Here is a 17,535-nt window from a genome sequence, read left to right on the forward strand (position 1 = left end):
GTATTATATTTTTATTTTTAAAGCTATTGTTAAATTATTTATTCCTAACCCTTGCTGAGTAAGGTTGATCCTAAAAATGTCGCCCTTTTCCACATTAATGTTTCGAAAAGTAACTTTTTTATCATCAAAATTTTGATTGGGTTCAAATTGCAATCTTCTATCTGTGATCTCTGACCAATTTTTAAGGTCTCTCGTTTTTTCCAAAGAGAGGATTGTAACCAATTCTCCTGATGTAGCACAATAACCGCTCAGTTCAGTGATTTCGCCTTTGAATGGAAATACGATGAAATTCTCAATAATTCCTTGAACGGCATCTGGTAATGAAAATGCAATTACTCTTTCTTTTAATTCAATAGGAAATGATTTTAACTTCAGATGTTCTGCAATAGACATGAGTCCATCTTTGTATTCATTGACAACTTGCAGATTAGATCCAAAAATATCAATTTCAATCCAACGACTTCCATCATAACGGTATCTTTTTCCATCTTTATAGGTTTGAACTGTCCAACCAACGAGAGGGGTTGGGTACTTCGAGGGAATGTCTTGTAGAGTAGCAACAGGCTCTAAAAATACAAGTCTAGTAGTGTCATAAGCACTTTGAGCCAATTTCGCAGCAGTTTCTGCTTTTTCAGTTGCTTGATTTGCATTATCGGTAGCTAATATTGCTCTCTCCGTTACCTCGACTGAATGAAGTATCGTACTCTCTAGCCGAGTAATTCCATCATATGTTTCATTAAGTTTTCTTTGAATTTCTTCTATGTAATCTTGCAATGTTACAACCACATCTGGATTTCTATTTGTTAGAGCATAGATGCGACTAGCAGGGTACATTATCAAACCCTTACCTTTATATCTACATAATTGAGCTGTTCCTTCGAGTGAACTATGTACTTGTATAGCACCAATGGAGTAATTAACGAGGAATTCGGTAGGTAAGAGAGAAGGTCTGTTTTCAAAGACTTCTTGATCGATTTCAGTCATCCCAGCAATTGTGACACGATCTGATTTAGATGGAATTTCTAAAAGTGTAATCATGTTATTTATGACAGGTAGTGAATCAGCTCTATCCTTGTAAGGATCAGTTGGGCTACCTGAGCGAAAAATAATTGTTAGTGGATCATTATATTCTAAATATGTTTGAACATTAGCCAATATATAATCTCCTTTTTTAATTACTGGAGTAAGCCAAATTGGTATTTAAATTTTATCTTAGCTTTGCCATCGATCTTTAAGATGTTCATACCCGGAGGAAAGTTAAGGTAGTTATCGTTAAAATCTTTGTACCTATAGGTAATGGCATTGCTTGATTGTATGTCTTCTCGATCATTGTTCACGTAAATTACCTCCTTATCTACCAAATCATTAAACTTGAATTCATCATTATTTCTTGAAGTATTAATAATACTCAAGCTTCCATTATCCACTTTGGTTATCCATACTTCTGGTTTGCAATTTACGTTTCCTTTGTTGTTGAAGACAATGACTGGTTCGAAATAGAATAGGATACTATTCTGAATTGTAGGAGGGACAAGATGATCTTTTGCATCAACTATAATTCGGATCATAATTTTCAAGTTATTCATGTAGGTGTTTTCATTTATTTCAGGAATGCTACCATTGTTAGTGCACTCGCGCCATTCTGACCAATTAAAGCCATCTTGAGAAAGCCTAGATTGTACAATAACCCTATCTTCATGATCTATAGATGATATCCATGAAATCTTACTTAATGCACCATCACACACCAAAGGGATGGTAAGTACAGGTGAAGTATAGTAACCAGTAAGATTGCAAATACTTTTCCAATTTGTCATCAGATTACCTCGTCAAACTTTCCAAAAGCTTTAAATAAAGCTGCTGAACCTGATTCTTTCCATCTTGCGATTCTATAGCTTCTCCAAGCAGCATTTTTATCATATACGGTATTACCATCAACCAATGACCATACGGGCTCAGAGGCATTAGATTCACCTGCTTGAATACACAAATAGAATCTTCCATTGTCTATACTTGGCAGTGCGATATCATTCACTTTATACATGTGAGATGCAATCCAAGTATTAGAACCTCTTACATCTAGAACTTGACCATTTGCTGATACAGGGAATATTGGTTCTGTAACTCCAGAGTTCCCTCCTTGGATACATTCATAAAAATGCCCGTTATCTCTAGCAGGTACAACTTTACTTCCGACACTGTAAAACTTAGAAGGTTCCCAAATAGGTGCGCAATTTCCTGTTCTCGTGTTTGACCATCCTACATGTGTCTGCGTTGACTGATAATTATTCCATAGACGTTTACCAGCGTTAAACAAACCATCGGTAGGCGGTTTGGATACATATTCTTCAGATATGTTATCAAGAATAATGAAGTTCTCAACGAGATCCTTGATCGTTTGTTCGACTTCATCCGTATATGAAGGGATTTTTAAAGCAAGCTTATTCGATGTTGTCGCCAAATTTTAATCTCCTTTCTTAAAGGTCACTCCATTTTGTTCCTTTGGGATAGTCACTCCATTTTGGTTTAATTGGGTTTAGAGTTAAATGCCCAGAACTATTAACTATAAGTGATTTCATATCGCCTTGTGAAAAGTCAGTTATTCCGACACTTTCAGAGGATTTTTCCCATATATATTCTCTACTAGTGGTTATTGGAGTATAAGAGTAGGGAGAATCGCACCTAAAGGTAAGTTTGATATACCCTTGCTTCAAGCAATTGTGGATAAGAGTGGGATCTTCAACAACCAGCGCATAGAAGATTCGCTCAGGGGAATTACCGATTTCATTAGTAAAATATAGTTCTTTATAGTACTCATGAGAGGTTAGCCATTGAGCAACTTCTCTAATTTTTTGAGTATCCCAAGTATCTTTAAATGCAAAGTTTACTGAAAACTTCAATGGTTCACGTTTTAATCCTTGAAAATATGGTTTATCTCTTCCTCTAGTTGTTTCCTCGATAATCTCAGCAGACGGAGCGAATATTTCTTCTTGCATTCCTGATTCCATATTGACATTGTAGATGCCATAGTCAACTGACTCCTTTCCAGCAAAAGAGAAGAAGAGGGAATCACGTATCGTCATTTTTGTTCACCTTCTTTACTTACATATTGATGAGATTATTTCCATCTGCAATTATTGTTTTATTGCCTAAACATGTTGTAACTTCTGCTCCTACAGTTGCAATTAGTTGTCCATTAAGCTTTACATTTTTACCATTCCCTTCGGTGATGGAGCCTTGTCCACTACCAGAAACAGGAGAAGTTGCCGTATATCTCGTTGAACCATTACTTGAGGGAATTGGAGGCGAGGCTACCCAAGCTTCATTAGTGGTATCTCCGATTTTTGCAGCACTATTTCCTGTTACTTTAAGAGATGAGGAAGATGAAACAGTTCCAGTAATTTTGGCTCCTGTTGAACCAGAACCCGCAGAAGTCCAATATCCCCCTTGCCAATTCACACATAGATTTGTATCTGGATCATATCCAGCACAGTATTTCGGAACATAGTTCTCAATGCTATAAGTTACATGCTCAGGTTTTGTTACTTCTACAATTTTTGAACCATTGACTGCAATTTTTGCGATTTTATTCACATCCTAAAAAAGACATAATAAAAAACCCTTAATTTATAAGGGTTTTAGTGGAGGCTTTCTTGATGAAACTGTTATTTTATATGAAATAGCGATATCTAAATACATCCCTCATGAATTGTATCATTTATATTTAGAAGGGTATGAAAGATTATTTATAGCTTTGACAGACTCGCCTACGAATAGAATAAAGTACTCTCCTGTTGCTTCATTAATACTTGCCATCTCATCAAACATAAAACCCAGGGATTCAGAGACATCTGCATCGTCGGTCATTGTGCTTTCAGTAAAACGTTTAACCACACCATAATCATAATTATCTTTAACTTCTCTAATATAAGAGTAAATTGCTGCATCTCCAGATGAATCAAGTGATTCTAGGTTTGATATTGCTTCACGTAAAATACCGTTTGCCTCATTGACTTTTACAGGACTAATATAATTAGAGTCTTGCAGATAGTAACTAACTACATCTTTGATTTTCTCTTGGTATGATTTAACTTTACTAACTGCAATCTTTTCTTTTTCTATTTCGCTTAAGAGTGTTCTTAGTTCTGGATTCTCTTTTTTGTCCAGAAGTTTATTTATTAAAGCAACAGAACTTTCTAATTCTCCATTCTGCCTATATTTTTTAATGGCATCTATCTGTTGTAGGAATTGTTTCTCTTCTACCTCAGAAATCTTTTGTCTAATTGATGGATCTTCTTTAAGCTCAAGTGCTTTTTCATATGTATCAATGGCAGTCTCATATTTAGACTCAACCACATATTGATCAGCTACTGTTATAAATTCATCAATTTTCTTTTGATTTCCACAACCGCTCAGGATTATGCATAATAATAAGACAAGAACTGTTTTTTTCAAACAAAAAACCCCCTATTTTTTATAGGTAAATTGTACCATGAAAAGGGGGGGAGAAAAATGACATAGCATACAAAAAAGCCAATACAAATTGTACTGGCTCTTTTTCGTAGGATATAGCATAAAGGAGGACTACATCATGTAACCTTTCAACATAATATATTCAGATGAATTTTTCTCAGATAGGTCAATAGGTTGTTTAGTTTGATTGTTTTTAATCTTGGCATCAGCCTTATATTGGTTTATTAACTCTCCAAAGTAAAAATTATTTTTTTCAATTATTGCGGTATGAAGAGGGGTGTTTCCTTCCTTGTTTTGCAGGTTAACATTCAGACTATTCACTTTGATCACATTATAAACAGCAAAGTTATTCTCCTTGATTACGTAATGCAGTAGACTATTTCCAGTTTCTTTATCTTGTGCATTCACTGTTATTTCTGCTGCTGCAATTCCAGCCTTAACTTTATCAACATCTAGTATACCGTCTGTTGAGTATTTATCATGCAATCCTTGCACATACTCTCCTCCTACATTGCTTGATTCTGTTTTACTTTTGTTTGACCCAGTCTCAGAAGATCCAACAGATACTCCTTCTTGAAATGTAACAGCAGAGGAAGTTACGCCGCTTACTGAGTATCCGAAACTATCTCCAGCATCACGAACAGGAATGTATAATTTGCTATTTACGTTCATTGCTTCTACAGACTTTTGACTGTCCCCTACTACAATTTTTACTGTTTTAGGAATTGCTTTAAGATAGATAGTTGCTGCTCCTACTGATGTTGCTGCTGTGAGTGATATTCCTACTATTAAACCAAGCGCAAATGTTGAAATCTTCTTCATTTTATGTACCCTCCAATTTATATATGGTTATATTTTACTTACATCATATACCATTATATATCGGATTTTCTAAGTAAATAATTAACTTTATATGTTTTCAAAGAGAAACTCAGATGCTTTAAACATTATTTTGTTATCTTGTCTTATTTCAATAATGGCACCTGTCGAATTACCAATTTTGATAGTCCCATTGTCTGAAGTTACAGTAAAATCTTTTGTCAATATCGTAGTATTACCTTTTTCAGAGTTGATTGTTATACCAGCATCGGCAACATTAACACTTCGTTCAAAACCATAGTTACTACTTCCATAATTAATTTTCAGTCCACCGTTGTATTTTGCTATTTTTGCCTTTGCTCCGTTTGGCGATCCGTCACCAATACCCATATCAATAAAAGGGTTAGCATCATTGCCTGTACCATCAAATGAAAACTGTGCTTTGATTTTCTTATTATTATTATCAACAACATACTCATAAACAGGCCAAGAAGTTACATCTGTAGTCATACGCCCCGTTTGAGAAGAGTCAACCCAATATAACGCTCTTCCATCTGAGAGCGTCTTATGTGAGCCTTGAGCTGCTATACCAGTTATCCACTGTATGGAGTTTCCTTCGATGTTTATATAATTTGCCCAACTACCGATAGCTGAACGAGTCATTGTTGAAAGACGTTGTGCAGTAAGATCAGAAATAAAACCAAATTCAGCAGATACTATTGAAGCTGCAAGCATTTCTGTTTCTATACGAGACGCACCAATAAGATCCCATCTATCCAAATACAACCTTTTAGTCGATGCATCAATCATTAGAGCATCTTCTGATTCTCCACCGAAAGGATCACTAGTAATTTTTAATCGCTTGGCAACAAGATCGATTGCATGAAGTACACCATATGTGTCCGCGTAAAAAACCTTTTCTCCGTTACGTTTAATCGAGATTCCATCTGTGGCATTCAGTACAGTTTCAACTATACTATCTGATCGAGTAACTGTAATACCGTTTATTGCGTCAATAACTACTTTGTTATAGCTTTGACCAAGTTGTAAACTACTCCATTTAACCGCGTCTGTTATTTCATTTATAATCCTTTGTGCCTGATTGTAGTATGCTTGAAACTTGTTGGCGAATACATCTCTATCAATGTCGGTTGTCACGCTCATATCAGCTAATAGGGGGATTACATAAGCAACAAGATCGTTAAATGCAGAGGTAAATGGGGGAATGTCAATGAGTATGGTTTGATAGTTGTCTCTTTGAGATGTTTTATACTGATTGGCTTGCTGTAGTAATTTGACATACTCAGTTTGAATAGTTTGCCACTCTTGTTTTAAAGTTAGCTTTTCAATAGAGGTCAGCTTGTTATCGGTTATGATATTTGTGAACCGACCAATGTTAAGATAACTGGAATCAATATCTAAAAATACATCATTAAAATCGTTAACAATCGTTAGCTTTTTGGCGACCAATTCTTCAACCCAAAGCCGACTGTCTTCAACGTTAATATAGAACTTCTTAATCCAATTACCATTGACTTGTTTTTCTATTGAGATTCCATCGGTTGCGTTTAGCCTTGTTCGATACATTTCATCAGAACGTGTAACGGTAACTCCATTTATTGAATCCAATAATACACCGTTGTAGAGTGACCCCAATTGCAAACTACTATATTTAATAGAATCATTAATCGCCTGAACAATAGCAACAACCTGATCGTAGTATACTTTAAATTTCAAAATGAATTCGTCCCTATCAATATCTGAAGTAATAGTCATATTATTATCAGAGAGAAGTGGAGAGAGGTAAGAAATCAGATTGTTGTAAGCCAATGTAAAAGGAGGGATGTCAATCATAATCAAGGCATCTCTGCTTGTAGTTTTATAAATATTTGCTTGATCAAGTAGCTTAGCATACTCCGACATTATTCGGGTTCTTTCACCCAGAACTTGAAGTTTTTCAATACCTGTAAGTTTTCCATCAGTAATTATCTCAGTGAACTTACCAATATTCATTTCTTTGGTATAACTATCAAGTAACAATTCATTTTGATCAGATATTATTTTAAGACGTTTAGTAGTCATGTCTTCAGCAAAAAGTAAGCCATCAGTATCAACATAAAACTTATCATCAAATGAATGACCATTCCATCGCTGAATTGTAAACCCATTCTCAGAATTAGCTATGACCTTGTTGATTAGTGTAGAGTTAATATCGTTACCATTATAACGATTAATAATCATCCCAAACTTATCTGGATTCTCTTCGTATAATCCCAACATCATTGCAACCCGACCATATCTATCTTTTATGGTTGTGCGTGGTCCCTCCATCATCCAAATCCCTGCTGCATCACCTACAATAACACGTTGTGAAAGGATAATTTTTCCTAACAGTGTTTCTGCAATAATCCCATCAGGTGTTAAGGCTGTTTCATATCTTAATCCACCACTTTTTGTGATTCCAATGCTACCAGCCGTAATTCTTAGAAATCTTAACATATCATTTGGATCATAAACTGTTATTCCTCGGTTATCAGTTAAAACAGTATTATTAACGCTCATATTAATTTGATTGGTGACTTTATCCCAGAATTGATCAAACAACAAACTCATGTCAGAAACATCTGTAACTGCGCTTAGCCAATCCTTTTTATTTGCATCGATTGTAGTAGAATAATTTGCATTCTTCTTCAAAAAGTCATTCATTTTTGATGCTGCGCTGCCATCGTTTCTTACATTAGCGATTGTAAGTGAGATAGTTTGTCCTTCAAAATCATAATTAATTTCAATTATTTTTGCTTTTACTTTTACTCCTATGCGCTCATATCTTACGGTAATATAATCGCCCAATACAAGTTTATCCCATTTTGACTGTTCCTCGATCACATTTAGAAAATTGACTACATCAACATCCATTGTTAATTGTGGTACTTTTACTTCATCAAAATGTTTTTGACCCTCAGTAAGTAGATCTAGAGGATCAATACAATTATCATTACTATATGTATTTTCCTTAATAAACGATTGTAGTTCTATTAGTTGAGAAGGGGTAAAATTGCTGCTACTAGATAAAATGGATTGGAGAGAGGTTATCTGATCCATAATAATAGTAAGATAGCTTTCTTGTTCTTGTATTTCTGCTTTTTTAACGTCGATTTGCATCTGCTTATTATTTGGAGAATAACGATCAATAATAATATCATCATTATTCAGATTATTAAACTCTGAATCATTTATAGCGGTGACCTGTATTTCAATATTAGAAATACCGCTGCCAATTAGTAAAATGCTACTAGTAGTTAAATCTTTGAGTTTTCCCAATAGTGTCCACTTATTCGAGGCAATTGTTTTTAAGTTACCATTCAGAGATACTTGTACATTTTGTGCGTTAGAAAGTTTTATCATCACGCCATATTGATACATAGTTTGAAGGGAACTAAAATCCACAGTTTTCGTGATTCCATCATAGTTTAGTGACTCAAAAAACATGGTTGGTGCATTATTATTGCCAAGTTGATAATTATCGACGATATTATAAATTACCTTTAGCTGATTTTGAAGGTCAACTAGTTCAGACTGTTTATTTGAAATAACTGTACTGTAATTATCACGCTGAGTTTTTAATAACTGAAATTGATCTTTATTTTTCTCAATTAATTCTTGATAATCCAAAATTGCATGACAGAGTGAGTCGGTCATTGAATAACTATGTTCAAGAACATTTTTATTTTCGTCTCTGGTGAAAGGATACATGTAATATGAATAATCTTCGAGATAGCTTTGACCAGTAGAGGAGATGGAGTTGATAGTGAGACCATCTTTCCCAACAAGGTATAGTCTTGTCACAACCTCGTTTCCGTCTGATTTTTTATCAAAACTTTTCAAGAGACTCTCATAGGAAAAAGTTAAGCCTGTATCTAGTCCAAATACTTCGGGTTTTTTCATGTGTATCAATTTATTTTCTGTATCGAAGATAGTTACTGCATTATAAGTATTTCCAATATCATAAATTGAGCCGAGTATTTTATTATCTAAGAATTCAAAGCTGCGTTTAGACAGTTCAAAATCAACATCAATATCTCCGGCTTTCCAAGTTGGTTTATCTAGGATTTCATTAACTACAGTCCTTGCACCTTTTGATTCAGCCTTATAACCTTTTAAAACTCTTTGTGCTAGTTCGAATTCTAAACTTAGTGCAGTTATTTTTTTATAATTAGAATCTTCATCCATAATTTCATTAATAGTGGTGATTACATACCAGCCTATACTTTTCCCGAAAACTAGTTTAATCAAATAATTTTCTTTAATTAAATCAATGTTTTTATTTTTAAGAAGAACATGATTGTCGTCAATAAAATAAGGGATATTTAATGAAAGTTCATTTGTTTCATTTACAGGTGTTTTTAAATTGTCACCATACGCTTCGCTTAATTTACTTATAATTTCTTTGTTTGGCTTTGCTAGAAAGTAATTGGGCTTATACGGTTTTTTGAAATAATCGATATCTCCTAGCATATTACCTCCAAAATAAAGAGACTGTCTAAAAGACAGCCTCACATTTTACCAACCTTGTTTTGTTTTCTTTTTCCATAATTCTTCTATGCTATCAGTGACTATTTTAGCTCCCTTTTTATCACCTGTAATATTACCAATATGTATGCTGAGACTGTTATCAATAGCTTGAGCCCCCTTACCAGATGTAGATAAAGAAGGAATAACGTTTGCCAAAGCATTACTCAGATTGTTTTTGATATTCCCAACAATCTCACTAAAGAAATCTCTTGGGCGATCCAAAACAACTTCGCTTTTTTTGAGTAAAGCTGGAACTTCAAAATTATCCCACCATTTTTTTGTTGTGGTTCCCTCTACACCAACTTCACCACCGTTGTGATATTTAGTGATATTTTTTAATTCATCGTATGATCCATCTGGAAATCCATACTTGGAGCGATAGCCAAGATTAGTATTATTTAATTTCTCGAATTGAGATTGTTTGTTTTTATAAGTGTCAGATTCTTTTATGAGTGTCCTCATGTCAACTTTTAGTTGTTCTGCTTTCTGTTTATTAGATAGATATTCTTTCCAAACAGAATCTCTTTCATTTGTGTTTATTCCTGTACCTGAGCTACTAGAAGAGGATGTAGAGCCATTACTTGTGCTTCCGCTGTCGGTACTTGATTGGGGATAGTTTTTCGCATATTCTTCATCTAAAGAAATCGCGTATTTTAGATTGGAAGCGATTTTCTCTGCATATATACTCGAATTCTTCTCCAGTTCTTGATAAAAAGTAGTATAGGCAGCCTGAACAATACCCAGTTCATTTTGAATTCTAACAGTATCTCCGCTCATAAGAGCTTGCTTCATGTTGTAGAAATATTGTTCATCATTCAGTAAACCATCATAATAATCGTCATTTATCTTCTCGAGATTCTCAAGATTCTTTATGAACGCCTTATTTTTATCATCTTCAAGCTTCTTTTCTTTATCAACGGCATTTTTACGGTCTTCTAACTGATCAGATAATCCATCCTTACGAATAGTTATTTCTCTATCACGTTGAAGTTTCGTTATTTCTTCAGTCTTAGCATCAATCTCTTTCTGTAGATCAGAGCGCTTTAACTTTGCATCAAGAGAGTTGTCGAGAAGAAGGTTGCTAAATTTCCCATCTAATTCTGATTTTTCTTTCTGTAATTTTGCTAGTTGGTCAGTATAATCTTCCTCAGCAACATCACGATCTAAGCTTTTTGACTGTGCATTGATATTGTCTTCAAAAGCCGAGAGCTCTTTTTCCAGATTATCCATTCTGGTTTCATGACGTTCATTCTCTAGTTCTTTTTCTTTCTGATAAGCAGCCTTCTGAAGCTTTTGTTGCTCCTGAAGGAGATTCTTATAATCTTCAATAACCCTATCTGCATAAGTCTCTAATAACGATTTAACAGCATCTTTGTAATCATATAAACTCAGAGTATATTGTCTAAGTTTATTATTATGATCTTCCCTTGCTGCTGAAGTGAGTTCTTCATTTCGTGACTGTATTTCTTCATACGCGATAAGTTCTTCAGTCACAGAAATCTTATTCTTCAGTATGCTTAACTGGTTTTGCACCTCATCATTGAATTCCTTTGAACCCTCAACATATGATTTCATTTTGGATTCAGACAGATCCAACTGATAATTATATGTGGCTAATTTTTCTTCAAGAGGAAAAGACTTAGAAGATATAAGTTCGTTGTTTAACTCTTTAATATCAGCAATATAATCTTTTAATTTTAAATCATCGAGAATAGATTTAAGATTTTTCTTGGTTGCGGCATCAAGATTTTCACTCTTAATTAAATTTTCAAGAGAAGAGACTAGTTCTTCATTCTCTTTCTTTTGTTTCTTTTTGAGTTCGATTTGGAGATTCAATTCTTTGTTATACTCAGGAGTACCTTGGCTCGATTCAGCCATTCTATTTTGGGACTGCTCAATGAGGTTGTCGATTTCAGCTATGTGTTCTTTAGTAGCATCTATACTAAGAGTGATATTTTCAACAAGCTTCTTATATTTCTCAGACTGAAGATCCGCGCGTTCTGTTTGCAATTGTTTGATTAACTTGTCGTACTCGTCAGACTCTATTCCGAATTCCTTAATAGACTTTTGCAAATCCAAAGATTCTTGGTTTTTGATACCCTGAATTTTTGATTGAATGTTAACCTGAACTTGATTCTCTTTTTTAAACGCATCACTAGTTGGATCAAGTTTTTCTTGTCTCTTCTGTGAGGCAGCAATGAGATGCTCCTGTTCCTCAACGGCGTTGTCTGCAACGTATTTTATCCACTCAAGAAATTGAACTTCCGCATCAGTAATTTCATTTTTTAGATTGATTTTATCTTGTTCATTTTGTTCAGCAGCTTTTTCAATCTCACTGGTTGTAGCGCCAGTGGTCTTTGTGGTTGTATTACCACTTTTGTTAGTTGTAACACCCGACGATGAAGCAGACTGAGTTGGTGAGCTAGCAACACGTTTAGCACCGTTATATGTGTATTTTTCTGTCCATGTCTTACTGTTTAAATCCTGCTCTTTTAATCCACTATTGCCCATTTGAACAAACTTACCATTACCAGTATAAATACCAACATGAGAATTATCTTTCCCAGTTGTATTGAAAAATACTAAATCTCCAGCTTGCAAGTCTGCCTTGGATACTGATACACCTTGTTTCGCTTGTTCCGCAGCAGTACGAGGGAGGTTAATATTTAAAAACTCATCAAACATCTCTTGAACAAACTGAGAGCAGTCTGATGTTGCTCCTTTAACAAACTCTTCGTATGTTCCTTGGAATTTTCCTGATACTTGTTTGTAAGTGAATTTACCTTGTAGTCCTAGAGCATTCGAAAGCATGTTATCAATCGAAGAAGAGCCAGAGTTTACACTTGTAGAGGTGGTATTTGCATTATCCGATGAGGTTTTAACTGTAGTTTGTACTTTAGCTGAAACAAGTTGTGAGGGATCTTTAGCACCTTTTTCTAGCAGAGCTAACTCCTGTTTTTTAAGATCGATGGTTTTCTTAAGAGAGTCTTGGTATTCTTTTGAACTCTGGCGCATTCTTCTGCGCTTACTTTCCTCTTCATCTTGCAACTTCTTTATATTTTTGAGTTGTTTTTGTAGTTCTGTAAGGATTTCAACCGTATCAGAGTATGAATCAGTTAGCTTATCTGTCTCTTTCTTTGTATCACTAGAACCCGTTTTAAAATCGCTTAAAGTATTGGTGAGTATACTGTATTTAGTGTTTAATGCTTCTAGCATTTTTTCTTCTTCGCTAAATTGATTTTTCTTATGTATAGCTCTTACTTCAAGGGCTAAATTATCGGAGGTTAAATCGTCAGCATGAGCATTTATTAACGCGACCATCACTGTGTACTCATCTTTCATCGCTGCAATTCGTTTTGACGTTTCTTCTATAGTCTTCTTAGTCTTATTCATCTCAGACTGGATGACTACATTTTTTTCTTCTTTTTTTGCTTTTATAAATTTATAAATTGCATCTTTACTTAAACCAGTTACTTTTATGAAATCGGAATACTTCTCACTCACAGCTTTGATTGTTTGGGAGGATAAGATATTGTTCTCCGATAACTCAGATTGAGCTTTATCTAAAAGATCAATATCGTCTTTAGCTGCTGATATCGAACCAATAAAATCATTGATTTGTGATTCAGAGCCATTCAATCCATTGTCCAATGCTTTCATGGCATCTGCTAATGAAAGAACTTTTTTTTCTGTGCTTTCGGATTCATCGCCTAATCCTTCAACACCATCATTTATACCTTGAAAGTTTAGTGCGCTAATAGATGTTTGAAGAATATCAAATTGCTCTTTTTTTAAACCTTCACTTCCAGCAAATCTTTCTAACGCAGCTATCGCATCATCCAAACTGGTAATATCAGTGTTCTGAAAAATAGCAAATACTTCATTCTTATATTGTTCAAGAATTTTTAGATCATCAACATCTGATGTTGCGATTATTGAAGCAAAACCATCAGCAAGAACCCTCGTTGACGCTTTAACTTCTGTTCCGCTAGCTTCAATTGTGTCTGCAATGGCACTAAACTCTGCTTTAAATCTCTGTTCTCGTTTACTAAGAGCTTTATCAAGTTCTAGACCTGAACTGTCCACTTTTTTCTTAGCATCAATAATTGCTTGAGCTATAGATTCGCTAATTCCGTCAAGTCCAGAAATATCATAATGCTCAGGTTTGATTACTGTCTGATAACTAGTAAAATTACCAAGTTGCCCTTTATCATTTTTGATTGTTTCTTTGTTTGCAATAGATTTCTCAAGATTTTTTTGTATAGTAGTTAAAGAGTCCACTTCTGCTTGAGCAGTATCGCGCGCAGATTTTTGTTTTTGTATATCTGAGTTAATTTTGGTTTTATTGGCTTTATACTCATCTAAAGCCTTTTGTTGTTCAATTGCCGCTTCTTCTTTTAACTTATCAATTCTTTCCGTGATAGCAGCGGTATTTGCTTGTACAGCATCTGTCTGATCTTCAACTGTTTTCATGGTAACGCCATGCTTTGAAGCTAAATCAGATTCAACACTTGCAAGTCTTATTTTTTCTTCAGTTGTTTTGTTGGTGTTATTAGCTAAGGAATTGTACTCGTTTGAAAGATCTTGAAGTTCTTTTAAATTTCCAGTCTTGTCTTTTAAACTATCAAGGCTTGATTCAGTTTCTCCAATAACTTCTGATGCCTTTGAAAAATGACCAATTACCTTTTCTAAAATGAACCCAAGTCCTGCAAATGCAACACCAACTAAACTACTTACCATCAGAGATCTCATACCAACCTTTACCATTGAGAGCGCAGCGGTCATTCTTCCCAAGGCTCCAGTTGCAACAGTAGCTGAAGTTGTGATGCCGAGTAAGTTAGTTACGAAAGCTCTTATTGAAGCGTTAAGGAGATAGATCCCCGAAGAAATTACTCCGAATATAACAGGCAATGCACCAAAATGTTCAATTGTTGAAGTTAAAACATTTCCTAGACTTGTTAATAATGATGTTATAACAACTACAGAATCTGAAATAATTGCATTACCCATTGCTAGGGCGAGAGTGTCCCACGCTGTTTTCATTTTTTGAATTCTAGCTTCAAGTGATTGCATGTACTTTTCATTCTCGGAAACGGCAGAGCCTTGTGAATGGAGAGCTGTTTCAGTTGCATTGATAGAAATCTGGTAATTTTGCATAAGTGCCAAAAATCTAGATAATTGAAAGCGGCCAGCAAGATTTACAGCAGTATTTTGTTGTTGCTCTTTTGATAAACTTCCCCATTTAGAAGCCAACTCATCAAGAATAACGGGAGCATCTTTAACTTCATTGTTTAAATCACGCATTTTAATTCCAACGTCAGCAAGTGTACCTTCTGATTTTTCCATTGTAGTAAGGCGAGAGTAAATTGTTTTCAGTGCGTTGCCGACAACTGCTCCCGATTCTCTAGTGGCTGTTGTTATTGCTGTAGTATCTCCGATTAATTTTTCTAGAGAAACTCCAAATGTTTTTGCGGCAGACGCAGATTTATTTATACTTAGTGCCAACCCTTGGCTAGAGACGGCGAAATTATTATCTACCTCATTAATTTTATTCGCTACTTCTATGCTTTTACTTGCCTCTATATTAAATACTGTCATTGCAGCGGTTAAAGTATCAACTGCTTCTGTAGGTGTTAAATCAGAAATGTTTTGAAATAGTGTTGCTGTTTTTGCAAGTTCAATTGTTTGACTCTCATCGAAGCCCATTCTAGCAAAACCGATAGCATTTTCGTTTACCTCTTTTATGCTTCTGCCAAGTTCATTTGCTAAATCGATGCTTTTCGCCATCATACTATTAAAATCAGTATCTTCGTCCATTACACGTTTCAGTTGTGTTAATTGAGAGTCAACTTCAACAATAGTTTGAGTCATTTGTTTTAGGGCGTTAATTGATGCATAGAAAATGCTACCTACTCCAGCATACATAAGAATGCTTGAGAATGTTTTCTTTAAAGTATCTCCCAGTCCTTGAACACTAGGAGATGCATTTTTTGCCTCAGCACTAATTCTATTAATTTGATCTGTAATTTCTTTTGTTTTTCCTTTGAAATTAGCAGTTTGTGTATCTAACGCTTTTAACTGATTTAATAACGTTGTTAACTGTGGTGCATCAACTTTGTCTTTGTATCTACCAGACAACAAATTATTAACTTGTGTTTCTGCACGAAGTTGAGCGGAGGAGAGGGTTGCACGATCTTTTTCAATAGATTTTTGTCTTGAGGCAAGATTGTTCAGTGCTTCGATTCTGCGATTGATCCCAGATAATTCACTAACAGTTAACTGATTCCCACTATTTTTAGCATTGTTAAGATTGCTCAAAACCTTGTCGTATTGCCTGTTTAAGACTTCTAGAGCCTTAGCTTCAGTAACCCCATTGGAAGGACTATTAACTTGTTGTTTGCCCGAAAAGGCAGAATTGATCAATGACTGGGTCTGTTTTTGATTCTTAGCAATCATATCATTATTGGCAATAATGGCTTGATAATGTGCTTTATCTAGAGCTTCAAATTGCTTGTTCGCAGCCTGAAGGTTTTTCCAATCCATTTCACGATTTTTTTGAAGTGCAAGATAATGAACCTTATCCATTGCTTCAATTTTTGCCTGATTAGACTTTAAAGCATTATAATGGTCTCTATCTAAAGCTTCTACCGCTTTATAATCTTTTAATTGATTGGTGACATTATCAATATTCTTAATCGCTCTAGTTCCGGTATTAGGGTCTGGAGGAAAATAGGTAACTTTCTGTTTGGAATTATCAACGTTGTTACCCAATGTTACGGTCTTTATGTCTTTACTATTGGTCTTTTCTCGTTCAACTTGCCATTTCTTTTCGGCTTTTATGGCTTCATTTGTTGCTTTTGTTTGCTCTTGAATACTCTGAGTAGTACTCTTTAAGCTACTATTAACATTGTTATTAGCAGCACTTTGTTGTTGAAGCTGAGAAGTGATAGTGTTTAAATTTTTTGATAAAGATGAAACACTAGAGATAAATGATTTATCTATGTTTAGTTTTAAATCGAGTTTTTGAAGGGAGGGATGCTTACCTAAAGCTTTGATTGATGTGTTCAGATCCTTAATTGCGAGACCCGAATTTAGTTTTGCTGAGATTAGTATAGCCAATGGGTTTGCCATAATATTTGAGTCACTTCCTTTTAATATTTAAAGAGAAATATAAAAAAGAAGAGATTCAAAATCTCTTCTTACTATTCTTCATATTTGATTTGTTCAACAATTTCAGATAAGCAATCATAAACATCGGCTTCTTTTCCTTCTAATTCAGAAGGGCCACGATTCAAAACAGACTCCTTGATTGATAGAAGCATTTTTTTGTTTTCTTCGTTCTGTTCGATATGTATTTCCTCAATACTTAAATCTTGAATTTCTTTAAGTCGCTCATCATTATTACTAAATGTCCACTTGTTATCATCGACGACGATTCCACCTTGTTCATCTTTGACAGCATAATTTTCATTAATTTCATTTAGTTCATCAGCAAATAATTGATACTTCTCAATCAGTATTTTTTTGAATCGTGAGCGCATTCGACTATCTACTCGATCTAACTTAAGAGCATGGAGGTAGGCGATGAATGGTTCGAGTTCGAATTTTTTAATTTTCATAATTAAACTCCCTAAAAAGCCCTTATTATAAAGGGCTTAATTATGTATTTTT

10 protein-coding genes are annotated in these 17,535 nt (G+C 34.7%); all 10 read right to left on the reverse strand.

Annotation, left to right across the window (positions count from 1 at the left end; all coding sequences use genetic code 11):
- Positions 1–3: 3 nt before the first annotated feature.
- Positions 4–1,155 (reverse strand): hypothetical protein, encoded by a 1,152-nt coding sequence (locus MHB37_RS11915; RefSeq protein ID WP_405169283.1) that lies wholly within the window; start codon positions 1,153–1,155, stop codon positions 4–6.
- Positions 1,156–1,175: 20 nt separating this feature from the next.
- On the reverse strand, positions 1,176–1,817 hold the full coding sequence (locus MHB37_RS11920; RefSeq protein WP_405169284.1) for a hypothetical protein: 642 nt from the start codon (positions 1,815–1,817) through the stop codon (positions 1,176–1,178).
- A complete protein-coding gene (locus MHB37_RS11925; RefSeq protein WP_076130185.1) occupies positions 1,817–2,461 on the reverse strand; it encodes a hypothetical protein in 645 nt (214 codons plus the stop codon). The genes MHB37_RS11920 and MHB37_RS11925 overlap by 1 nt, the downstream gene beginning before the upstream one ends.
- 16 nt (positions 2,462–2,477) lie before the next feature.
- Complete coding sequence (locus MHB37_RS11930; protein WP_076130184.1) at positions 2,478–3,083, reverse strand: phage tail domain-containing protein; 606 nt, start codon at positions 3,081–3,083, stop codon at positions 2,478–2,480.
- A gap of 19 nt (positions 3,084–3,102) precedes the next feature.
- On the reverse strand, positions 3,103–3,594 hold the full coding sequence (locus MHB37_RS11935; protein ID WP_405169285.1) for a hypothetical protein: 492 nt from the start codon (positions 3,592–3,594) through the stop codon (positions 3,103–3,105).
- A 120-nt stretch (positions 3,595–3,714) separates the two neighbouring features.
- A complete protein-coding gene (locus tag MHB37_RS11940) occupies positions 3,715–4,455 on the reverse strand; it encodes a hypothetical protein (protein ID WP_405169286.1) in 741 nt (246 codons plus the stop codon).
- Between the two features lie 129 nt (positions 4,456–4,584).
- Positions 4,585–5,295 carry a hypothetical protein gene (locus MHB37_RS11945; protein ID WP_405169287.1) on the reverse strand — a complete coding sequence of 237 codons (711 nt, stop codon included), beginning with the start codon at positions 5,293–5,295 and terminating at the stop codon, positions 4,585–4,587.
- 87 nt (positions 5,296–5,382) lie between these two features.
- Positions 5,383–9,807 carry a phage tail spike protein gene (locus MHB37_RS11950; RefSeq protein ID WP_405169288.1) on the reverse strand — a complete coding sequence of 1,475 codons (4,425 nt, stop codon included), beginning with the start codon at positions 9,805–9,807 and terminating at the stop codon, positions 5,383–5,385.
- A 45-nt stretch (positions 9,808–9,852) separates the two neighbouring features.
- Positions 9,853–16,995, reverse strand: a complete 7,143-nt coding sequence (locus MHB37_RS11955) for a phage tail tape measure protein (protein ID WP_405169289.1) — start codon at positions 16,993–16,995, stop codon at positions 9,853–9,855.
- A 71-nt stretch (positions 16,996–17,066) separates the two neighbouring features.
- Positions 17,067–17,483 (reverse strand): hypothetical protein, encoded by a 417-nt coding sequence (locus MHB37_RS11960; protein ID WP_076130177.1) that lies wholly within the window; start codon positions 17,481–17,483, stop codon positions 17,067–17,069.
- Positions 17,484–17,535 lie beyond the last annotated feature (52 nt).

The organism is Paenibacillus sp. FSL H3-0286 (genome assembly GCF_045040705.1).
GTDB lineage: Bacteria > Bacillota > Bacilli > Paenibacillales > Paenibacillaceae > Paenibacillus_AQ > Paenibacillus_AQ odorifer.